12 protein-coding genes are annotated in these 23928 nt (G+C 37.4%); 7 read left to right on the forward strand and 5 right to left on the reverse strand.

Annotated elements, in window-relative coordinates; translation table 11 throughout:
* Positions 1–598 precede the first annotated feature (598 nt).
* Complete coding sequence (locus QYB95_RS01275; RefSeq protein ID WP_301136262.1) at positions 599–3289, reverse strand: copper amine oxidase N-terminal domain-containing protein; 2691 nt, start codon at positions 3287–3289, stop codon at positions 599–601.
* 718 nt (positions 3290–4007) lie between these two features.
* On the opposite strand from QYB95_RS01275, the gene QYB95_RS01280 reads away from it, so the two are divergent.
* The 3 genes from QYB95_RS01280 (at position 4008) to QYB95_RS01290 (ending at position 8160) form a co-directional block, all read left to right on the forward strand.
* Entirely contained in the window at positions 4008–4376 is a 369-nt protein-coding gene (locus QYB95_RS01280; protein WP_301136263.1) for a hypothetical protein, read from the forward strand.
* Between the two features lie 344 nt (positions 4377–4720).
* The gene (locus QYB95_RS01285; RefSeq protein ID WP_301136264.1) at positions 4721–6481 is read left to right on the forward strand and encodes a methyl-accepting chemotaxis protein; all 1761 of its coding nucleotides are present in this window, start codon (positions 4721–4723) and stop codon (positions 6479–6481) included.
* A gap of 335 nt (positions 6482–6816) precedes the next feature.
* Positions 6817–8160, forward strand: coding sequence for a TraB/GumN family protein (locus tag QYB95_RS01290; protein WP_301136265.1), 1344 nt, complete (start codon positions 6817–6819; stop codon positions 8158–8160).
* Positions 8161–8278: 118 nt separating this feature from the next.
* Here QYB95_RS01290 and QYB95_RS01295 read toward each other — a convergent pair whose 3' ends face one another.
* Entirely contained in the window at positions 8279–9085 is an 807-nt protein-coding gene (locus tag QYB95_RS01295; RefSeq protein WP_301136266.1) for a GIY-YIG nuclease family protein, read from the reverse strand.
* A 270-nt stretch (positions 9086–9355) separates the two neighbouring features.
* Here QYB95_RS01295 and QYB95_RS01300 point away from each other — a divergent pair, with 270 nt between their 5' ends.
* Positions 9356–10582 (forward strand): GNAT family N-acetyltransferase, encoded by a 1227-nt coding sequence (locus QYB95_RS01300; protein ID WP_301136267.1) that lies wholly within the window; start codon positions 9356–9358, stop codon positions 10580–10582.
* A gap of 125 nt (positions 10583–10707) precedes the next feature.
* Here QYB95_RS01300 and QYB95_RS01305 read toward each other — a convergent pair whose 3' ends face one another.
* Positions 10708–11712: a hypothetical protein gene (locus QYB95_RS01305; RefSeq protein ID WP_301136268.1), complete on the reverse strand. Its 1005-nt coding sequence runs from the start codon at positions 11710–11712 to the stop codon at positions 10708–10710.
* An 891-nt stretch (positions 11713–12603) separates the two neighbouring features.
* Here QYB95_RS01305 and QYB95_RS01310 point away from each other — a divergent pair.
* The 3 genes from QYB95_RS01310 to QYB95_RS01320 all read left to right on the forward strand — a co-directional run bounded on the left by QYB95_RS01310 (position 12604) and on the right by QYB95_RS01320 (position 21171).
* Entirely contained in the window at positions 12604–15072 is a 2469-nt protein-coding gene (locus QYB95_RS01310; protein WP_301136269.1) for an S-layer homology domain-containing protein, read from the forward strand.
* A gap of 290 nt (positions 15073–15362) precedes the next feature.
* Positions 15363–18800: a chitobiase/beta-hexosaminidase C-terminal domain-containing protein gene (locus QYB95_RS01315; RefSeq protein WP_301136270.1), complete on the forward strand. Its 3438-nt coding sequence runs from the start codon at positions 15363–15365 to the stop codon at positions 18798–18800.
* Between the two features lie 217 nt (positions 18801–19017).
* Positions 19018–21171, forward strand: a complete 2154-nt coding sequence (locus QYB95_RS01320; protein ID WP_301136271.1) for a choice-of-anchor I family protein — start codon at positions 19018–19020, stop codon at positions 21169–21171.
* Positions 21172–21327: 156 nt separating this feature from the next.
* Here the strand turns inward: QYB95_RS01320 and QYB95_RS01325 are convergent, their stop codons facing one another.
* Positions 21328–22782: a carbon starvation CstA family protein gene (locus QYB95_RS01325; RefSeq protein WP_301136272.1), complete on the reverse strand. Its 1455-nt coding sequence runs from the start codon at positions 22780–22782 to the stop codon at positions 21328–21330.
* Between the two features lie 422 nt (positions 22783–23204).
* Positions 23205–23690, reverse strand: coding sequence for a hypothetical protein (locus QYB95_RS01330; RefSeq protein WP_301136273.1), 486 nt, complete (start codon positions 23688–23690; stop codon positions 23205–23207).
* Between the last annotated feature and the right edge of the window lie 238 nt (positions 23691–23928).

Genomic DNA, 23928 nt, shown 5'->3' on the forward strand with positions numbered 1-23928 from the left:
AAGTACATTTTAGAACCAAAATTCAAATAAATCAGATTCTTATTATCTTGCCTTAAAATACTATATATATGTCACATCCAAAGCGTTTGCCAGATTCCAATATATTATTAATATGATGGAATATCATTAGGAATCTATTTATGTTTATGATAGCTACTTTTATATCAATTTAGTTTATGAATCCTAATTAGTTGAAACAAATTTTAAAAGGAAAATTATTTTAATTTCTATCTTGCTTAATGATGTTTAAAAAGTATGTTTTGATATATTCATAACATACTTTTTTGTAAATCAAGCATTTTAGTAATATATTAGAGAAAATTTTTATTTGAACTTATTTGAAGGTTTAAAGATAATGATTTAAATATAATGTTAAAGCAAATTTGTTGAATAATACAAAAAAGTGATAGAAATCATAGAAAACTCTAGACTTAAAAAGCAGAGGGGAATCCCCTCTGCTTTAAAAATATAACTCTTAAAATTACACATTATAATATATAAAGGTCGTATACCAAAACCGTACGACGGTGTTGGGAGAGGCATGAAAAAAGGTCAACTTATTTTCCCCCAACTCGATTCCTAATTTATGTGTTCTAGCTTAATTCAAAGCAATTGGTAGACTTGCAGCTGATAATGCATTGAGTGCAGCGTTCTTCCCATCAGCTACAGAAAGAACATATATTTTATAACTAACATTTTTTTGAATCAGTTCACCATCTACATCTTTAGAAGATGAATTTAGAGTGATTGCTATTGGTCCTTTTCCTCCACCTTCACTTTTCTCAACTTTTGTTTTTCTAGTGGAATCTAGAATACTATTCACAGTTGTTAGAGTGAAATTACTACTAGACTTTACTACAAAAACTTCATAATAAGAAATATTTGTTTCTGTAGCAGCCCTGTCAAAGCTAATATCAAGATCCAATCCATTTCCAGTATCTCCATTATCCTGAACAGTTACATTTGTGACCTCATCAACTTTTGGGTTTGACAATGTAACTGCTGGAGCTGAAGGTGCGGATAAAGCATTGATGTTACCAGTGTTAGAAACACTCAGGACATAAACCACATATGGCTGATCGGGTTCTATAACATATCCGCTTACATCCTTAGTAAGTATGCTAAGCTTTACTTTTTGATTCTGTCCATTTTTAGAAACTTTAGTGTAATTCGCTGCTGGAACTAAATTCGCCTTTGTTAAGTCAAAGGAATCTTCAGCCCTAACAACCATAATTCGATATTCGGAAATAATTGTTTCATCTGTAATTCTATTAAAACTTACTTCTAAATCAGTACCATTTCCTGCATCTCCAACATCTTTAGCGATAACTCCTTTTACAGCAAGTGCAGCAGTATTTTTTTCCAACTTTACAGGAAGCGACGCAGCTGATAAAGCATTGTTATAACTACTTCCACCTGAAGATACGGAGAGAACAAACACTTTATATTCGACACCTTCGCGAATAATTTCCCCAAAGGCATCTCTTGTAGTTGATGATAAGGCTTTCTTCAAATTTGCATTCGTTTTCGATACAGAAGTATAGTAAGAGGTTGAATTAGCTGAGCTCAGGTTAAATCCATTTGACTGAGCTGATTTTACAACCATAATTCGATATCCGCTTATTTTTGTTTCATCTGCTACCTTATTGAATGATACCTCGATATCTCGACCATCTCCCCAATCGCTAATATCCTTTACAACAAGATTCGTTACAGGTGTTGCAAGTTGATTGTTTGTAAGTTTAATAGAAGGTGAAGCCGTGGATAGTGAGTTTTTATAAGAGTTTGGTTGATTCCCGATAGAAAGAACAAACACTTTATATGCAATGTCACTTTGAATATAGGAACCATCCACACTTTTCGTACTAGAGGAAAGATTGATCGCCATATCCGCTGACGAACTTTTTGCTACCCTAGAATAATACTCAGATGACATACTTTCAGCTTTTGTTAAAGTGAACTTACCGGCATCTGCTTCTCTCACAACAAAAACTCTATATTCAGTTACACGGGTGTCATTAGTCGGTGCTGTAAAGCTTACTTGTAAGTCTCTTCCATCACCATAATCCAATGTATCTTTAACGGAAAGCTTTGTAATGCGAATCTCCTCTGGGTTACTTCCTAGAGTAATAGCATTGGAAGCGACTGCTAAAGAACTGCTATATGATTTTAAATGGTCCCCCAAGGATAAAATAAATACCTTATATGTTACTCCACTTTGTAGCAATCGACCATAGTTATCTCTTGTCGACCTTGATAGAACTTGCTTAATATTAGAACCGTTTTTTGCAATTGATGTGTAATTGGAAGCTGAAAGTTCTTTAGCAGCAGATAAATTAAATGTATGGGCCTCATCTGATCGAACGACAATTGCACGGTATTGAAGCAAATTACTTTCATCTGCACTTTTGTTGAAAGTAATCTCAAGATCACGACCATCCCCAAAATCACTTGCATCCTTTACCCTCAAATTTGAGACAGCACTTACTTTATTTTTAGTTGTTAAGGTAAATTTAGCAGAGTCATATGCTAAAACCCTATTATTCTTATTAAAAGATGCTATCACCAAGGTATAGTCAATATCGTTCTGTAGTAACTCTCCATCTGTATCCAGCGTATTTGATTGAAAGGCCTTCTCGATTGTTGCCCCTGCTTTTAATATAGTCGTATAACGATTAGTTGTTAAGTTAAAGGAATTATTTACATTAAAGGATGCAAACTTAGAAGTCTTTACAATCATTGCACGATAATGATCAATTTGGGATTGGTTTTTTGCAGACGTAAAACTAACTTGTAAATCACTCCCATTTCCCCAGTCGTTATTATCCTTAACAGCTATATTAGATACTTTATTATTCTTTGTAGTGATTTCTACCCGTTTTGTTGAGTTGTTATATACTACATCATCTCCAAATGCTTCACTAACAAAACGAACAGGTACCAATGTACGGTTTGCTAAAACTCGAGCGGGTACATCTAATTGTACAGCCTTATTATTAATAATCGCGTTTTTAGAACCAAGAGTAAGGACAATAGTCGTACTACCTCTTGTAGCCGTAATTGTTTTATTCGCTGAGTTGTAATTTACCTTCGCTTTAAGTCCTTCAAAAATTGCACGTAAAGGAACTAAAGTCCTTCCTCCTTGAGCAATTGGTGGCTGGTCAGTACTAATTTCATTTCCATCAATTACAATCGTTATTACTTTGTTAGAAGCAAAAGCTTGAGTTGGTATGGTTAACCCTATGAGTAAAATAAAGGAAATAATTATTTTTGCTGATTTCTTAAGCATTGCATAACCTCCTGTGAAAAATTCATTAAGACAAGTATATAAGAAAAACTAGGTAATATAAACAAAATTTTACAATTATACTTACCACTTAAATAGAGTCTTAAATTCAGTATTTAATTTCACGAAGAATTTAAATTTAAATTAGTTTTCCGATGTCATTAATCTGAAAATTGGTGTTTTTAGGTAAGTAATGCATTTAAATTTCATTTAATTAAGGTACTTACACAATCTAGCTAATCTAGGTAAAATAATTGGAGTTTTGGTTCTTTTTACCAAAATTAATTAATTCGGAGGAAATCTATGAAGAAAGAGGTAGTAGCTGGAGTAGTAGCGCGGCATTGCTAGTAAATCCAATTATACAGTTAAAAAGTAATGCTGCGGTAAGTTTTACAGATATAGAAAATACATATGCAAAGGATGCAGTTCTTGAACTGGTGAATAAAGGCATAATGCTTAGCTGGAACATCTGAGAAGGTCGCCTCCCGGGGGGGTTTACTAATATCCAAGTTAAGAGCTTTTGCTAAAAACTTATGGTTTATTAAAAGTAACAACATCAGTAAAGCATAATAGTCTTATATAATAAAGTATGCCTCACTTAACTGTGTAGGCTATTTTTATTGTTAGAAGGTTTTTATAAGTGAATCTAAAGAATAGCCTAAAATATTTGATTTCTTTACCGATATACCTAGATGGAAACAATTTTAAAGGGGCTATAGTATTGGATATAAAAGACATCATATCAAAAATCAATAAAACAGTGGATGCATTGGAATTTACCACTGCCAGAAAGTACATTGAAGAAAATATTGAATTAGTCAATCAAAATCGGGTTCATTTGAAAAGTAATGCGCGAGAAATCCTAAAGTTTTTAAATGAACAGTTGGAGTCTGGCGAACAGCCGTTAACCAAAGCTGAGATTAATGTACTCAATACGCTGAACGTGTATGCAGCGAGATTTGATATCAGAAGCATGAAGCGTAATATAAAAGGGAATGAGCAATTACTTTTGAAAAAAGAATCTATTAATTATCTCAGTACTGATGCGCGGATTTTTTTAGAGAGCATGGGCGCTATCGGTAAACAATAATTTTCTATGAACCTTTCAATATTTTTTGGAAGGTGTTTGTTGTATTATCGCAAAAATCATTTTTCTTAAGGTTAAGCAGAATGTTGGTAATGGAAGAAAAAGAGAATTTCTCCATAGCAAAATACGCGTTTCTTCTATATTAATTAATATCTTTCTCTTCTAATAAAGGAATTGCGGCTTTTGTCGAAATATATACTAGAGTTCGCAAAAGATATTGAATAGTAGCATAAGTAGGAATATAATCATATATCGAATGGCCTATTTTTGAGAATCCTTTTAGGTCTTATGAATGTGCAATGAAATTTTTTTGTTTGTCTACTAATTAAATTGTGAGGATGGTATGAATGAAACTCAATTTGCTGGCTTTTTTTACTGGAACGATCAAACGGAAACTTCTGACTGTTTCAATCCTGTTACTGACGATTCCTTTGCTTGTTTTAGGTGCATTTAGTTATGAAAAGAGTAGTAGCAGCTTAGGTGAGCTTGGTGAAACAAATATAAAAAACAGTGTAGAACATACGATTGCCATTATGAATGTATTAAACCAGGAGGTCGAAGAAGGAGACATTACGCTAGAAGAAGCTCAAGAAAAAGTTAGAATCGCGATACTAGGAGAAAAGAAGGGGGACAATACACGACCTATAAACAAGAACTTCGACCTAGGTGAAAATGGGTATATGTTTATCGTTGATACTGAGGGGAATTTAGTCGCCCACCCTTCAAAAGAGGAAAGTAATGTCTGGGACAATCAGGATTCAGAAGGTAAATATTATGCTCAAGAATATATTGGAAAAGGAATCGATGGGGGAGGATTTACCTATTATTTTTATCCATTCCCAAATAACGAAAATAACATCGGCGAAAAAGTTTCCTACTCCAAGGAGTTTCAGGAATGGGGCTGGGTTGTTGTAGCGGGTACCTACATGCTGGATTTTGAACAACCTGCGGATGAAATCTTAACATTGAATCTTATTGTTACGGTAATTACCCTGCTTATCGGGATTGGGATCATTTGGCTATTTGCCAATAATGTAACGAAGCCTATCAAAAAAGTAACAGAACAAATGATACATATTGCAGATGGGAATCTAACGACCGAGCAACTGGACATTCTTTCAAAAGATGAAACTGGCCAATTAGCGAATGGACTGAATCAATTGCAGACGAACTTAAAGAGTATGATTCAAAATATCTCGCAAGCCTCCCAGCTTATTTCAGGTCACAGTGAGGAGCTTACCCAATCTGCAAATGAGGTAAAGGTAGGGACGGAGCAGATTGCCAAAACAATGGAGGAAATTGCATCCGGTACGGAATCCCAGGCAAGTTTGGCTGGTGATCTTTCCACTTCAATGGGCAGTTATGTGGAGAAAGTTGAAGAAGCCAATGAAAATGGCGAAAGAATCTATCAGTCTTCGAATGAAGTTCTAAAGTTGACAGAAGACGGCTCGCAATTGATGCGACAATCAGTTGAGCAAATGACGACAATTGACCGCATCGTAAATGATTCCGTTCAGAAAGTGCAACAGCTTGATGATCAATCCAATGAGATTTCAAAATTAGTAATCGTTATAAGAGATGTAGCCGAACAAACGAATTTGTTGGCGCTTAACGCAGCGATTGAGGCGGCGCGTGCCGGAGAACACGGGCGAGGATTTGCAGTAGTGGCAGAAGAAGTGAAAAAGCTCGCGGAAGAGGTATCCAAATCAGTTACGGATATCACAAAAATTGTGAGCAAAATTCAAAGTGATACTTCGGGTGTGGTTCACTCATTACAAATGGGATATACAGAGGTAGAGAAGGGAACCGACCAACTGAAAACAACTGGCGACACATTTAGAAATATTAATGATTCAGTTAAAGAGATGGCATCCACGATCAGGGTGGTTAGCGATAATTTAACAATGATGAAATCAACTAGCCAAGAAATGAACTCATCGATTGAGGAAGTGGCAGCTATTTCGGAACAATCTGCGGCAGGTATAGAACAAACCTCTGCCTCCACTCAGCAGACAAGCAGTTCAATGGAAGAAGTCGCTGCAAGTTCCGAGGAGCTTTCTAAACTGGCGATTCAGTTGAATGATTTGGTGCAGCAGTTTAGGATTTGATTTTAAGAGTTTTCATAGATAGTATCTATAGATACTATTATAATAGATAATTAATAACCTCCTTTAGCAATGATGAGCATTGCTAGAGGGGGTTATTTTATTTCATTTTATTCGAGAAAGGCAGAGTTGTTTTTGATTGATTATTAAAATCTTTCATTCTATTTGATGGTATGGAAAACCCTTCATAATTAATATTTAACCAAAAGGAAAATTATGTTAAGCTATTTAGGTGGTCTTTTACTATAAAGGAATATTGTGGTTAATCCTATGTTAAGTAAAACACCGAAACCAGAGTCGTAGTTATACGAATCTAGTATGTGAAGGGAGAATGACGGATGAAGAAAATGTACAAAAGCTTGATCGCTGCTTTGCTCGGTCTTGTACTCGTGTTGTCAACCATGCCGGCAATTCAAGCTGAAGAAGGCGTTCCAGACGTTAGTCCTTGGGCTACTGAGATACTTAACGAAGGAGAAAAATACGGAATCTTCTCAACTGACTTGTATTATGAAGGATTTAGAAGTGAAATCTCCATTGAAAAACTTAACGAATTATTAGCCTTAACAGAAGATAAAATTGCATCATTACAACTGGCTGAAAATAAAAATTTCAAGCCAGCAAGCTATAAAGAAAACACAACTAGAGGGGATATTATCAATCGCCTTTATAACATTGTTGCCCAATACGATCTACCGGTTGGCGATGATGCAGTAGCTTATATGAAAGAACGTAATATTTTAAAAGGTTCAGGCAAGGGGTTACATCTAGATAAGAAGGCAACAGCGCAAGATGCAGTAGTGTTGGCTGTTCGCGTCATCAAGGATACGTTCCACCTGGCAGATCAAGGTTCTAAGGGTGTAGCTTGGGTTGTAGAAGATGAAGATACGCAAGTCTACTTGCTTGGCTCAATCCACTTGGGGATTCCTGATTTATATCCCTTCAATCAAAAGTTATTGAATGCGTTTGAGGAATCAGATGCACTATTGGTAGAAGCAAATATTCTTGATTTAGAGGCCCTTGACTACTATGCAGAAAAGGCAATGTATACAGATGGCACAACACTTAAAGATGCAGTGAGTGCAGAAACTTATTCAAAAGTTGAAAAGGTTGCTGAAGCTTACGAGCTTCCAATGGAACAATTAGTGCTCCAAAAGCCTTGGATGTTATCTAGTGCTCTATCATCGCTATCAATGGATGATTATTTTGGGATCTCACCAGAGGAAATGTCGATGCACGGAATCGATATGTATTTCTTGCTTGATGCCATGGTCAAAGGAAAACCAATCAGGGAATTAGAAGGAACAAGAACACAAGTCGACTGGTTTGACGAAATATCGCCTGAAGGTCAGGAAGAAATGTTAGTCGATACTTTAGATGCTATTCTAGAGCCAGCTGGAGAATCAGAAAATGAGATGATGCAAGAATGGTTTGAAAGCTGGAAAAAAGGCGACTTCGAACCGTTTGCTGAAAGCTTACAAGGGATGGATGGCGACACATCCGAATTCAACACAATGCTATTCGGTGAACGTGACGCTAACATGGCCGAAAAAATTTCTACTCTATTAGAAGATGAAGAAGGCACGTTCTTTGTAGTCGTCGGTGCTGGCCACTTCACAGTCGACAAAAACATCCGTTACCACCTAGAACAAGATGGGTACACGGTTGAACCGTTTTATCAATAAGATTCATATCGGTTTAGTGAAAGAGAAAAGCGAATTTGAGGTCAAATCTCAAATTCGCTTTTTCTTTTGGATAGTAAAAAGGCACCACTGTCGTATGGTTAGAGTTATCATGAAACTTTTAGTTTTTATTTAACTGTTTTTCATTGTATGGACCTTTGTTAACTGTTCCAAGTGCTTTTTTCCAAAGAGACTCTTTTTGGATAATTTCAGAATCGGTTCCCTCAATAAACTCAATTACCGAAAAGCGAAGGGAATCATAACCATTTTCTAAAACATATAAATTGAGATGATGTGCATTTCCCAGAAATTCTAAATGGGCCATCCATCTTCCAATAATACCACCCGAACCATATGCACTTCCTATGTACCGGCTGGTTCCGTCGATAGAACGTTGAATATAAACTCCGTTTTGACTCAATACTTTTTTCAACTTGTTTTCTTCTGTTTTATCCTCCCAAATGGCAATAACTTCTTTCCAAGTAAAGGTTTGGCCAAAAGCATCTTCCATAGAGGTATCTACATCTGGTAACTTCAATCCTTCAAATTTGGATGTATGTGCAAGTCTACTAGTTGCTTTGCTATCCTTTATAACCTCGTCGGAAGCAAGAATTTCAGCAATAGCAGTTGCTAATTGAACAAAGTCGGCAACCTGATAATCAATAAAATAACTTTTAATCTTAACAACACCTGGAAGGGATTCAAAAGTTGTTTTTAAGCCTTCATTCATATCCGGTGCATGATAAATTCTAAAAATTGTATTTGGTTCAGTTTTCCATAATTCGAACGATCTAATTTTATGGATATTCGTCTTCAAGCGATATGCCACCCATGGGGGAGTTTCAGCAGTATTATCCTCTCTTTTTTTAATCTCGAACAGACTAACCAGACCACTTGAAACGAGAATGGATTCCAATAAATTAAACATAATCTTTTTCTCCTTTAATATGTAATAGTTAAATTATAACAATTACGATAGGTAGGTTGGTGATTTGTTTATTAATCTGGTAATATTGTTAAAGTAACACTTACAAAAAATTCCAAAAGAATTAGATTACATGGTAAATGAGGCTGTGCATACGTAATGAAAGGTTGTATATCCGTTTACCTTTTATCGTAAAAAATTTGTACTTGTGAAAAAATAATGTGCCAATTACATATACTTGGTAATACAAATACAAGCAAATAGGTGATAATTGTGAATCAACGGAAAGGCTTAGTAATGCGGGAAATTAGGATGAATGAAATGGCACAATCGATTGATCTCCTCAATTATGTGTTCCAAATGTCCATGTCCATGAAGAAAGACCGCCGCTTTGTCAGTGAAAAAAGTCGCCAGTTTAATGTTGGCCATGCCCTGGGGTGGTTTGATGGTAATCAGTTAGTTTCACAAATTTTAAGTTTGCCCTTTCAGGTGAATGTTTACGGAGTCTCATATGAAATGGGCGGTATTACGGCCATTGGAACTTATCCTGAGTACTCCAAGCAAGGGTTAATCGATAGTCTTATTAAAAAGACGTTAACCGTTATGCGGGAGGAAGGGCGTTATATTTCGTATTTATTTCCCTTCTCGATTCCTTATTATCGGAAAAAGGGCTGGGAAATCATGAGTGATATTGTGGAATTTCAAGTAAAGGATACACAGTTCCCTCACTATACTGAAGTTTCCGGGAAGATTCGTCGTGTTGACACACGTGCGGAGGACTTGGTGAATGTCTATGAAAAATATGCATCTCGAACCCATGGAGCCATGATCCGAAATACGATTGCTTGGAATGAGAAGTTCCATGAAGACTTCTGGGAAGAAAAATTCGTGGATTCGGATGTACAGCTGCAGGCTGCAGTTTATTATGACGAAGAGGATGAACCTCAAGGCTACCTGTTTTATCGCGTGATGGAAGAAAATTTCTATATTGATGAAATTGTTTATTTACAGGAAGAGGCCCGAAAAGGGTTGTGGAATTTTGTCTCCGCACATAAATCCATGGTTTATAATGCTTATGGAAAAACAGCGGGGAATGAACCCGTTGCATTCTTGCTGGAAGATAGTGAAATCATTCAAAAAGTCTCCCCGTATTTTATGGCACGTATTGTGGATGTGGAGAAATTTTTAGAGCGTTACCCATTTGACGAACCAAATTTCCACGTTTGTTTTAAAATCACGGATCGCTTGGTTGAATGGAATAATGGCACCTATGAGATAACATCAGAGGATTGGAAAGTGAAAATAAGAAAGGTAGAAGGCGATGCATTGGAAAACATCACGGTCCAAATGTCCATTCAAACACTAGCAACGATGCTCCTTGGCTACAAACGCCCCAAATACCTGGAAAAGATCGAACGGCTTAAGGGTACCTCCGAAACCATTGCCATCCTCGAGGATATACTGCCAATAGGGGTGCCTACTTTTATAGATTACTTCTAAGTTTGTTCGGGTGGCAGGCACTAATACAAGTCCAATATCATTCAGCTTGACTTATTAATAGAAGTGGAAAAGCCATCAAGGCGAGAAGTAATACGCTTTGATGGCTTATTGGGTACATATATAAGCTATTTGAAATTTGCATGTATGAAATCAGAAGTGGATCCAAACTTTTTGATTTCCTGTTTTGTTAGCCGGAGTCCATTATTTGATCCTTCACCGTTAAAGGCATATTCAATGGAACCGTTTGGTGAAATTGTATCTTCAAATAATGAAAAAATCGAATTCAAATCCTTTTCAAGATATACATTTGATTGGGTTAAATTGTTTTCAGTGAAATAAATGGAGACAAGGATATTTGTACAGTCTCCGTTTTCGTTTACTTTTCTGCAATTAAACCAATAGTCATCATATTGAGAACCAAAAGTAAATCGTTCGTTTTCAACCTTTTCTTTTTCAGCTGCCCATTTCTGATTTTCGTAGAAACTCGCCAGTCCCCAATTACTACGTTTTAATTGCGCCAATAATTCATCTTCTGTTTGGACCTCAGCCATATCCTCCATTTGTATGACAATGGAATTACTTTCGGGCACTTCACGTGTATCTTCCACAGTGGCATATTTAAGAGAGGCGCCACTTTCTTTAATAAGTTCTTGCAGTTTGAAGATTCGAGATAATTCTTTTTCTTCAAAAGTCTCATATTCAATAGGTGTAGAAGTATATAGGTGAATACTGTTCTTTTTCATCGAATCTAAAAAAGCGACGCGAATTTCATTGTCATCCCACTCAGATCCCTGGAACCCAAGTTCATTAATAGCTGGTATTACTTTTTCTAATTTATGTAGTTCTTCATCTGCCTCCGCGGCTCTAGCATAGTTATCTGTCATTGTGCTAGTAGAAGGATCAAAGCTCACTTCGAATTCAAGGTGCCGATGACCCGTTGGATATACTGTATATACATGATCTGAAGCAATACCGGAGCTGCTCATCGTTTTAATAACTACATCAAGGTCATATGCTTCCTTTACATATTTCTTCACTTGAGCTTCCTCGGAATTAAATAAATAATAGACAAATATAGTACCTACTAATAAAACTAAACTAATGCTCCAAAACATCAGTGTCTTTTTCATAATTTCACTTCCCTCGAGTATTTTTTAGTTTCAGGCACACATATGCACTTCTAGAATAATCCAGAATAGTGAATGTGCCCGTGATTTCTTTGTTGAAATTTCCCTCGGTTAATTGCGTTAAACTTTAAATACATTTCGATTGAATAGAAAGGGGATTATATGTAGTTTAAAAACTTTTAACAGACTTTCTACTAATCTTATTTTAGTTTTCGATCCTCATAATCTTTGTTGAAATGTCACTTTATTCTATACTACCACCAGAGCAAGCCGGAATGAGTATATGGATGCAATTTCAGCAGTAATGGTATCATTCAATCTCGTTTTATGGAATGGAAAAGACTGTGAAGTTAAATGACTAGCAAGCACAGCCTCATAAAGATGGCTGAGATAGTTTCCAGTCTGTTTTATTACATATTAAAATATTTACCTTCAAACCAAGCTGGAACGGTTGGAGCTTTATATAAATTTAGTAGACTACAAATAGAGACGGGATCCTTGCATTGAGAATCCGACTCTTTTTATTGTGGAATTATTATGCAAAAAAACAAATTAAAAGAATCATCACCAATAGTATACAAAAGATGTAATAACTCCTATAAGATAGTTAATTTTTCAATAATTATTTGGATATTTTATCCTAAACAACCATTAATTTAACCAGATTGTATTATTTTAGAGTATTTATTTATTATAAAAAATAGTATATTATTAGTTTGTAAGGCAAACGAGAGAAAAAATGGTAGAATTAGAAACCCATAATTTGTCTGTTTGTTTTGCAAAAAGCGATTATATTAACCTGTTTTATTCTTTAAAACTTGGGTACATAGAATGAAGAAAAAAGTTTTCAAGAATAAACTCCAAAATAATAAACTTCACGGGGGTAATTTTTACATGTCTAAGCAACATAAACTTTTCGCAACAGCTGCAACTGCAGCATTAGTAGCATCAGCAATCGTACCAGTAGCATCAGCTGCTCAATTAAACGATGCAGATTCTATCCCATCATGGGCTAAAGAAGCGGTACAATCTTTAGTTGATTCAGGTGCTGTACAGGGTGACAATAACAATAACTTCAACCCATTCAACAACTTAACTCGCGCACAAGCTGCTGAAATCTTGTCTAAAGTAAAAGATTTACAAGCAGTGGGAACTGAAGACTTCTCTGACGTTAAAGCGGGAGACTGGTTCTATAATGCAGTACTTGCTACTTCGCCTGAAATCTTCAACGGTAATGAAAAAGGTGAATTCAAACCATCTAACAACTTAACTCGTCAAGAAGCTGCAAAAGTTCTTGTAAGTGCATTTGGTTTAACTGGATCAACTAGTCTTGCAGCTTTCCCGGATGCTTCTAAAGCAGGAAAATGGGCAGTTAAAGCATTAGAAACAGCTGTAGCTAACGATGTTATTAACGGTAAAGGTTCTTTATTAGCACCAACTGATAACATCACTAATGCAGAATTTGCAACTATGGTAAAACGTGCTGCTGATGCTGCTTCAACTGAAACTTCTGTTGTTTCTGTAAGTGCTGTTAACGCTAAAACTATTGAAGTGAAATTCAACAACGCTGTAGACGCTGACACTTTAAAGGCAATCTCAGTTGTTGAGGGTGAAGGTGCTGCTGATGCAGGTACAATTTCTCAAGAATTAAGCGAAGACGGTAAAACTCTTACTCTAACTGCAGAAAAAATCTTCAAAGGTGACTATACTGTAAAAGTTCCTTTCGAAATCGTTAAAGACGTGGAAGGTAATTTTGTAAACCCTATTAATGCAAAAGTAACAGCAAACGATAAAACTGCTCCTGTATTAACTGGTGCTACTTCTAAAATTAAAGATACTAAAGACGGCTTAAAAGAAATCACTTTAGAATTTGATGAAGAAGTTGTTTCTATCGATACTGTTAAAATCAATGGTGTAAACTACAGTGCAAAAGCAGCAGGACATACAGCTACAGTTGCAGTTGACCTTGATGCTACAAAATCTTATAACGTGACAGTTGTAAATGCAACAGACGCTGCTGGTAATGTTAAAGATGTTCAACAAACAGCAGTAAAAGTTGATGTAGACAATGTTGCTCCATCAATCGTAAGCGTAGTACCAGCTGGCGAAAATAAAGTAACAGTTACTCTTGATGAAGAGTTAAAAGGTGACTCTTTAGCAATCACTGGTAAAGTTGGCACTTTCACAGCTAATGTTGTATCAGACGTTAAAGTTAATGCTAACAACAAAAAAGAATATACGGTAACTTTAAATAGCGGCTACCTATTCAAAAACGGTAACTCTGATTCAGTAACTTTAACTGTGGCTAAAGAAGCACTATCAGATGCACTTGGCAACAAAAATGCTTCAGAAATTACTAAAACTGTAGTTGTGTCCAAAGATGCAACAGCTCCATCAGTTGTTGATGTTGAGACAGCTACAACTGACGGAAAAGTTACTTCATTCGCAGTGACTTACAACGAAGAAGTTAAAGTAGCTAATGGCCTAACAGGTGTTAAAGTTGTAAACTCAAAAGGCGAAATTTTATCTGTATCAGACGTAGTATCTTCAGTAGCAGTATCTGATAAAGACGCAAAAACAGTTGTATTCACTCTTGATACTGATGTAGCAACTGATGCATATAGCTTTGAATTACCAGAAGGATTTGTCGTTGATACAGCATTAACTCCTAACAAAACTGCTAAATCTGCTTTCGATGTTAATGTAACTGAAGCTGGTAAACCAGTTGAAACTTCATTCGATATCGTTGGTGCTGTAGCAGCTAACAACGTAATCACAGTTGACTTTGGTGCAAAAGTGAAAGCTACTGGAACAGGATCTGCTTTAAATGCTTCTGCATACCAAGTAAACGGAGTTACACTTCCTTCTGATACTGAAATCAAATTCGCAACAGCAGCTGGTGTTACTGACCAATCTAAAGTTGTAATCACACTTCCAGATGGATTTGTAAAAGCAGATGATGCAAAAGCGATCTTCCGTGTGAATGCGGTTCAAACTTTAGATAACAAAGTTAGCAACCAATTCTCTAAATTAATCACAGTTACTGATAACACAGCTCCTGAATTGACATCATTTGTTGCAACTGATTTAACTGCAATCACAGTAAGCTACTCTGAAGCAGTTAAAGTTGCAAGTACTAATGAAACATTAAATGATATCACAGATGAACTTGCTCTAGTTGACGGCAATGGAGCTGCAATTAACTTCGAACTTGAAGAGGTTACTACTGATGGTAAATTAGTATTAACTGTAGATGATTCTACTAAAGTTGCTAGTATTACAACTTTAGAAACTTCTGATATTGCAGACATCACAGATCTTAATGATGTTGCTCAAAAAACTAAAGTAACAGTTTCTAAATAATCTAAATAGATTCAATAGGACCCTTACCTTTTATAGGTAAGGGTTTTTGTTGTTGTCTCAGTATATTGAAACGACACTCGAAAATGTTAGTTGACACCTATATAATTACCTAAATAATCCATCAAGATTCCCTATTTATAGGAAAATTGATTGAAAAGTGGAAATAGTTAAATAGAAAGAAGAATATTGTCGATATTTTTAGAATAATAGAAGGAGGTAGTGAAACTGATAGATTTCTTGAGGCCCGTTTCATTACACGATAATATTCGTAGGAGAGGTGTAGGAAAAGAATGGAAAAGCGCAAGATGAACAAGTCCATGAATGTATTTGCAGCAGCAACATTAACGGCTAGTGTAGTGGTCCCGGTAGTTCCAGCGTCTGTATCAGCAGAAACAGTTACAACAACGGATTTGATTATTTCTGAATATGTTGAAGGAAGTAGTTATAACAAAGCTCTTGAAATCTACAACGGCACTGGTGCAGCGGTCGATTTAAGCCAATATACGGTTGAGCTTTATTCCAACGGAGCTGCCTCGCCTAGTCAATCTGTCACATTATCTGGAACTCTCGAAGACGGTTCGACATATGTGCTTTACCATGGTTCTGCATCTGAGGAACTTAAGGCTAAAGGAAATCTTGAAGGTACGGCCGTTGTTAATTTTAACGGTGATGACGCAATTGTATTAAAGAAAAGTGACACTGTCATTGATTCGTTTGGCCAAGTAGGAGTTGACCCTGGTTCATCATGGGGTACTAATGTCACAACTGCAGATATGACCCTTGTTCGAAACAACTCCATCTTGTCAGGTGATACAAATCCTACAGATGAATTTGATCCTTCCACAGAATGGACAGGCTATGATCGAGATACATTCAGTTATCTTGGTGCTCACGGTGAAGATGCAAATCCGGATGATGACGATGTAGAAACACCTACACCAACAGAAGGAACAATTACCGAAGTCCGAGCTCTTCCAAAAGGCAGTAGAGTTACAACGACAGGTACCGTAACTGCCGTGATGGGATCTACAACTTTTATCCAGGATGACAACGCCGGGATTGTTTTATATGGTAATAATTTAAATGTTGCACCTGGTGACAAAGTCCATGCAACAGGAGAATTAACAGAATATCGTTCTTTATTGGAAATCAATGTAACCCCTGAAACAGTAGAGGTGTTGGAAACAACAAGCGTTCCTGAACCGGAAATCGTTTCAGCTGCACAACTTCAAGAAGATAAGGAAGGTAAACTTGTAACGGTTGAAAACGTGAGAATCGAAGCTTTCGCAAGTGGGAACTTCAAGGCTGTGGATGGTGAGGGGAATTCATTCGAATTACGACCAGAGGATTCATCATTACTAGCTGTAGGGACAACTTATGAATCGATTACTGGAGTATTAGGTTCTTATAATGATGTTTACCAACTGATCCCTCGCAGCATTGATGACGTTGTTGAAGATTCTTCTATCGTACGTCCAGTCGTTGCCACTCCTGGGGAAGGATTAATTCAGGAAGGCTCCGATGTTACTTTAGCGACTCAAACAGAAGGTGCAACAATTCATTACACAACGGATGGCAGTGAACCGACGATTGAAAGTCCGGTTTATAGCGAGCCAATCACGATTACGGAAGATACAACAATTAAAGCAATCGCTGTCAAAGATGGTCTGACAACTAGTGATGTAGCGGAGTTTGACTATTTCGTTCAACTCGAAGAACTTCGAATTCATGATATTCAAGGGGAAGGCCACTATTCAAAATATGATGGCCTGAATGTGACGGACGTTGAGGGTATTGTCACTTACGTAAATGGAAATGAGTTTTATTTGCAAGATTTACAGCCGGATGATAACAGCAAAACATCTGAAGGTATTTTAGTATATAAAGGGTCGCACGGTGTTAAAGTGGGAGACATGCTTTCAGTCGATGGTACTGTCAAGGAATATGTGATGCCAGGATATTCTGAGCGATACAGCACGGACTTGCCTGTAACCGAGATTGCAGCTTCGACAATTGAAGTGACGGGCACTGGGGAACTTCCAGAAGCAATCGTTCTAGGGGAAGATGTTCAGCTTCCGACTGAAGTGATCGATAATGATGGATTATCTGTATTTGATCCTGAGGAAGATGGTATCGATTTATATGAAAGCCTGGAGGGAATGCTTGTCCAAGTCAACGATCCTAAAGTTGTTGCATTGCAAAAATACGGTGAGCTGACAGTAGTCCCAGGAAATATGGAAACAAACACGACTGCAGGTGGTCTGCGTATTAGCGAAAATGACTATAACCCTGAAAGAATTACCATTGATATCGGTGATGAAGATTACGTAGCAAAAATGGGCGACTACTTTGAAGGAAATATTCAAGGGGTCATGAGCTATGGCTATAGTTATTATCAAGTTTTAAGCAATAAAGAGGATCTTCCCGAGTTAATCGAAGGGCCGAATGAGCGAGAAACAACAACGATTACCCCGGCAGAAGATAAATTAACGGTTGCTTCCTATAATGTTGAAAACTTCTCAACGAAGACGGATGATGAGAAAGTGACTAGATTAGCAGAAGCGATTGTTGACAACATGAAAACACCTGACATTATTGGATTAACGGAAGTACAAGATAATGATGGAGCTACAGATAGCGGAACGGTGGATGCAAGCCAAAGTGCGCAAGTGTTAATCGATAAAATCGTTGCATTAGGCGGTCCGGAATATGTTTATACGGATATCGCTCCGGTTGATAAACAGGAAGGTGGAGCACCAGGAGGGAACATTCGCGTAGGATTCCTCTATAATCCTGAAAGAGTATCGTTGTCTGAAGGTACTAAGGGAAGTGCAACAGAAGCAGTCGCTTATGAAGATGGACAGTTAACCTTAAATCCAGGGCGGATCGACCCAACAAACGCAGCGTTTGAAGACAGCCGTATACCACTAGCTGCTCAGTTCGAATTTAAAGGTGAAAGTGTTATCGTTGTGGCGAATCACTTTAATTCGAAGGGTGGAGACCAGCCGTTATACGGAAAAAATCAGCCACCAGTGTTAGGTAGTGAAGTTCAACGTATGCAAATTGCTGGCATTGTGAATGGATTTGTCAAGGATGTCCTAGCGGAAGATCCAGAGGCGAATGTAGTGTTAGTAGGGGACTTTAACGATTTCGAATTCTCGAATCCACTGCAAACCTTAAAAGGAAATGAATTAACGAATATGATTGAGTTGGTTCCTGCAGAAGAGCGTTATACGTATTCTTACCAAGGAAATGCGCAAGTACTAGATCATATTCTTGTGTCTAATAATCTAGTATCCAATACGGAGGTAGACATCCTTCATATTAACTCCGGGTTCATGGAAGCACATGGCCGCGCAAGTGACCATGATCCAGTCATGGTGCAGATTGATCTAACAAAGTCCGAGCAGCCTGAAGAAGAGCCGGTGGATTTCGATAAAGTCTATGACTATAAAGGATTATCGAAGAAAAAATTAACGATCCCTCAGAAAAATGTTTGGATTAGTTTAGATGAGGATTCAAAAGTGAATGAGGTTCGATTGAAAGGCCAATATGTAGAACTTCAAGGGGAAGGATTCCGACATACAACTGTCATTTTTGAACCGAAAAAACCAGGTGCAATCCTTGACCTAAACGGAACATCCGTGAAAAAAATCATCGTTGACGGCAAAAATGTAAGCGAAATTCGCGGTGCACAGCCAGACCAAGTTATTGAGTATATAGAGTAAGAATTTAGTGAGTGCCAGGCATATAAACAACTTGTGAACAATTCAGAAAATTGAACGTATTAAAAAGGCAATCCAATCTTGGATTGCCTTTTCAACGTCTCTTGAATTGTGTGTGCCTGGAACAGACAAAACTTTACAAAATTCCTGAATTTTTTAATATCTCCTTAATAATACACTTTTATACTTAAGGGAAATTGTAAAGGATGGTAATCAATTCATGGCTAATTCGAAATATCTTTCTTCTAAAACGCTTTTTGCTTTAAGTATGGCTGGAGCGGTTGTTGTAGCGCCGTCAGTTTCGGCTGATGCTGCAGAAAATGAGTACAAGCTTTCATTGGATGCACGCTACGACTCTGGAGTTCAAAATGCAGATGGCGGAACGACGGAAATCGTTGCGTATAACAAACATAATCACTCTACATATGTGGTAAACGGTGAAACGAAAAAAGTGGAGGCTTTTTCTCTTCATTATAATGATGAATCCGCACTGTCATTAAAACCGTTCTTGTCCATTGATATTGCGGAGTTATTGAAAACCGTGGATGCAGATTTCCAATACGGGGATTTGACAAGTATCGTCGTTCATCCGAATGCAAATGTAATTGCCGCTTCAGTTCAAGCAGAAGGGTTTAATGACTATGGCTATGCGGTTTTCCTAACAGCTGACGGGGATTTATTAAGTGCCATCAAAGTAGGGGCCCAGCCTGATAATATCACAATCTCTCCGGATGGAACAAAGGCATTTACTACCAACGAAGGGGAGCCGCGTAAAGGTTATGGCGAAAATCTAATCGATCCACAAGGTTCAATTTCGTTAATTGAGCTTTCAAATAGTTTTGAGAACTTGGAAGCAAAATCAATCACTTTTGAGGCATTCGATACGGACGAAAAACGTGCGGAATTAGTTGAATCGCAAGTAATCCTAAAGAAAGATACAAAGCCTTCGCAAGACCTTGAGCCAGAATATGTTTCGGTTAGTGAAGACAGCAAGTTTGCATATGTGGCACTACAAGAGAACAATGCAATTGCCAAGATCGACCTTACATCGAATGAAGTGGTTTCCGTTGAAGGTTTAGGATTCAAAGACTTTAGTGTAGCTGGCAATGAAATCGATTTACGTAAAGATGATCAAGTCAAACTACAAAATGAAAATTACTTTGGAATCTACATGCCTGATGGAATGGCAACTTATAAAGTAAACGGTAAAAACTATATCGTTACAGCTAATGAAGGGGACGGCCGCGAGTGGGGAGAAGAAGATACGGAAAGCTTCCACCTAAATGAAAATGAACTTGAAGTGGAAGGCAGTGAGATTGTCTTCTATGATAAATCCCAATATGATGGATTTGAGGATAGCAATGAGTATATCTTTGGCGGACGTTCCTTCTCCATTATCGATGCGGATACAATGGAAGTTGTCTATGATAGCGGCAGTGATTTCGAGCGTATTACAGCAGAACTTTTCCCGGAAAATTTCAATGCAAGCAATGACAAGGTAAAACTAGATAACCGAAGCGGTAAAAAGGGTCCGGAGCCGGAGGATGTAAAAATCGGAAGAATCGGCAATGAAATCTTCGCATTTGTTGGGTTGGAACGCATCGGAGGTATCATGATGTATAACGTAACAGACCCTGCAAATGTTGAGTTTGTTGACTATCTCAACTTACGTGATTTTAGTGAAGAAATTGCGGGAGATGTTTCGCCGGAAGGACTTGCATTTGTGACTGGCAGCAATCCGCAACTAATTGTCGGTCATGAGGTAAGTGGAACTGTTACTGTATTAAATCTGCTGGCAGATTCTGATGAAATAGAAGAAAATGACGATTCAGACGAAGTTGAAAATGGCTATAAGGATATTGAAAAGCACTGGGCAAAAGATGAAATTTTAGCTGTCACAAGTGCCGGATTATTTAACGGTGTAAATGATACAACATTTGCCCCTAATAAAGGCTTATCAAGGGTGCAAACTGCGATTGTCTTAAATAGATTCGCAGGGAATGAAAAAGCTTCGGCTTATTCCTCGTTCAAAGATGTAAGCAGTTCTTCTCCATTTGTAAATGAAATTGCATGGGCAGTGGAAAAGGAAATTATGAAGGGAATCAATGCTTTAACATTTGCGCCAAATAAACCAATTACAAGAGAAGAATTTGCTGTGGCTGTGTACAATTACTTGTCGAAAAGTGATATTATGCTAGAATCGGGCAAGGAAGTAAAATACAATGATGATGCAAAAATCAGTAGTGGTGCAAAACAAGCAGTTTATGCTTTACAAGCTGCCGGAATCATCGAAGGAAGCGACGGCAAATTCAATCCCAACCAACCATTAACTCGTGCCGAGGCAGCAATCGTTTTCTCAAAACTAATTGATTGATTAGTGCTTTATAAGTGCCAGGCAAACATAAGAATAAAATACTCAAAGGCGATCCGAGCGCGGATTGCCTTTTTCCAACTTGTGTATCTGGCAAACAATTCAGCTTAAATCACACAAAAAAAGAATCCACTAAGTTTCCTAGTGGATTCTCACATTTTAGTTTTGTGGGCGGTAGCCGGATACATCTTCATCCAGTAGTAAGGATGTGCCGCGTTTTTTGTGTGCGGAGGCAAAGAAGATGCCCACTAGCACTGCTGCTGCCACTAAACCTCCGATAAATGAAGCGTTCAATGGAATACCGAAGCCCATCGTTGGTTCGTATAAGATATAGACGATTACCATATAGGTCATGAAGCTTGCCGGTATGGTTGCAATCCAGTGATTCTTCTTCGCCAGGAATAGATACATGGCACCAACCCAAAGCGCGATTACCGCCGTAACTTGATTTGCCCAAGAGAAATACTGCCATAAAATATTAAAGTCGATTTTTGTTAAGCCATAAGAAATAACGAATAACGGAATGGCAATCCATAAACGACTAGTGAACTTTGCTTGAGCGAATTTGAAGTATTCCGCAATAATCATACGAGCAGCGCGGAATGCTGTATCACCCGAAGTAATTGGTAATACAACAACACCTAAAATTGCCAAAGTACCACCAATTGAACCCATCATCAGTAATGAAACTTCACTTACTACTGCAGCAGGTCCACCAGCTGCCAACATTTCACTTAAGCCGCCATAGCCATCAAATAAACTCATCGCTGCGGCTGCCCAAATCATCGCGATAATCCCTTCAGCAATCATCATACCGTAGAAGATTTTGCGACCTTGGTTTTCATTCTGTGTTGTACGAGAAATAATCGGTGTTTGTGTTGCATGGAATCCTGATAAAGCACCACAAGTAATCGTGAAGAAGATCAATGGGAAAATCGGTAATTCCCCTGGGTGCATATTCTGGAACGAAAGCTCGGGAATCGGTGCACCAGTTACAACTAGTCCAATCCCTACACCTAATGCAGAAATAACTAAAAGTGCCCCGAAATAAGGGTATAAGCGTCCAATAATTTTATCTACTGGTAAAAGAGTAGCTAAAATATAATAGAAGAAAATGACACCAACAATTATGCTAAGCGCTACCTTCCCATCCATTAAATTGCTGATCAGCATGGCAGGTGATGTAACGAATACCGTTCCTACTAATAATAAAAGTAATAGTGCAAAAACGTTTACAACATGTTTCATGAACTTACCTAAAAACTTCGCCACTAACTCCGGTACGTGAGCCCCTTTATTTCGAATCGAAATCATACCAGTCAAGTAGTCATGCACAGCCCCGGCAAATATACATCCTACTACAATCCAGATGAATGCCACAGGGCCATAAAGTGCACCGGCAATTGGACCAAATACAGGTCCTGTACCCGCAATGTTTAATAATTGAATTAATGAGTTCTTGTATGTTGACATTGGAACATAATCGACACCATCAGCATTCACGTAAGCAGGTGTTGGTCGTTTTGGTTTTTCCCCGAAAACCTTCTCGACATATTTCCCATACGTAAAATACCCGACGATTAAGATTGCAATACACACTAGAAAAGTAATCATTTTAAAGTCCCCCATCCCTTTTTAATTTTCTAAATATTCTATCTCTAAGTAAATGGTAGCATATAATGTTATATAACAACAATATTATTTTTGTAAAATTATATAACAGTTTACTAGAATAGTATTGGGATATGATATTTTATATGGTATATGGAGAAAAATCCCTATGAAATGAGCATTTACCAATTGAGTAACGTGAGAAAGATATGAAAAAGATGAAATTAGATGTCATTGTGAATGTTGCAATTACCCGTCTGGAAATGGGGAGGGAGGGGCGAAGCTATTTACCAAGCAGTTAGAATTGATGGAATAAAGGGGAGGATTAACCGTACCCTTAAAAAACAATCGAAACGGAGTATCATAAAAGAAAATGCCAAATAAAAACAAGAAAGACTAAAAAAAGTCTTTCTTGCTTTCCAAAATTATGCTACGAATGGTTTTTTCATTTTGATTAATCCGTAAATATAATAGAACAAACTACCTGTGACGATCGTTAAAATGATGAACAAAATGGACATCCCCTGTTCGCCCGTCCAGCGGTAAAACAGTCTATACATATAAAATAGACCTAAAACAACCAACGCAATTGAAGCTAAAACGCCAATAAATGGAATGATCTGTACAATGGCCAGCCCGATGTAAATTAACAAAAATATTAAGGCTTCCTTTTTAATTTCATCCATTGTCGTCTTGCTTGAACCGAATGCAAAAAGTAAATAAATATTCAATAGCGGAATCCATGCCCAAAAGGAAATTTCTCCTAATCCATTTGTTTTTGCCGTGTTATAGTAAATGAGTGCATTAACCACATATCCTATAACCACCAATGCTAATGTAATGAGTAGGAAAACGAGAAATAACCCTCCATAAAATGCATCATACTCGCTTGGATACGAACTATAAGTCAAACCAACAACCTCTCCTTTATCATAAATACCTTACACTATATGTAATTAAAATATCATTTAAGCCAAAATGTGTCAGTACATTTCTGTGCGTTTATAAGGAGCCTACTTTTGTCATATTTTGGTTACTGGACAAATGTCGCATTCTACTAAGATATTTAGCACAAATAGGTTACCCCGAAAACTTTATTGCTTTTATTCCACTTCAAACCTATGCTAATTTACTTACATACCTCCTAAA

It is taken from the genome of Ureibacillus aquaedulcis, assembly GCF_030418165.1.
Taxonomy (GTDB): Bacteria; Bacillota; Bacilli; order Bacillales_A; family Planococcaceae; genus Ureibacillus; species Ureibacillus aquaedulcis.

Bases quoted from the DNA above. Each gene is read 5' to 3' on its own strand.
- QYB95_RS01275 (WP_301136262.1), bottom strand. From the start codon at position 3,289: ATGCTTAAGAAATCAGCAAAAATAATTATTTCCTTTATTTTACTCATA.
- QYB95_RS01285 (WP_301136264.1), top strand. From the start codon at position 4,721: ATGAAACTCAATTTGCTGGCTTTTTTTACTGGAACGATCAAACGGAAA.
- QYB95_RS01290 (WP_301136265.1), top strand. From the start codon at position 6,817: ATGAAGAAAATGTACAAAAGCTTGATCGCTGCTTTGCTCGGTCTTGTA.
- QYB95_RS01295 (WP_301136266.1), bottom strand. From the start codon at position 9,085: ATGTTTAATTTATTGGAATCCATTCTCGTTTCAAGTGGTCTGGTTAGT.
- QYB95_RS01305 (WP_301136268.1), bottom strand. From the start codon at position 11,712: ATGAAAAAGACACTGATGTTTTGGAGCATTAGTTTAGTTTTATTAGTA.
- QYB95_RS01310 (WP_301136269.1), top strand. From the start codon at position 12,604: ATGTCTAAGCAACATAAACTTTTCGCAACAGCTGCAACTGCAGCATTA.
- QYB95_RS01315 (WP_301136270.1), top strand. From the start codon at position 15,363: ATGGAAAAGCGCAAGATGAACAAGTCCATGAATGTATTTGCAGCAGCA.
- QYB95_RS01320 (WP_301136271.1), top strand. From the start codon at position 19,018: ATGGCTAATTCGAAATATCTTTCTTCTAAAACGCTTTTTGCTTTAAGT.
- QYB95_RS01325 (WP_301136272.1), bottom strand. From the start codon at position 22,782: ATGATTACTTTTCTAGTGTGTATTGCAATCTTAATCGTCGGGTATTTT.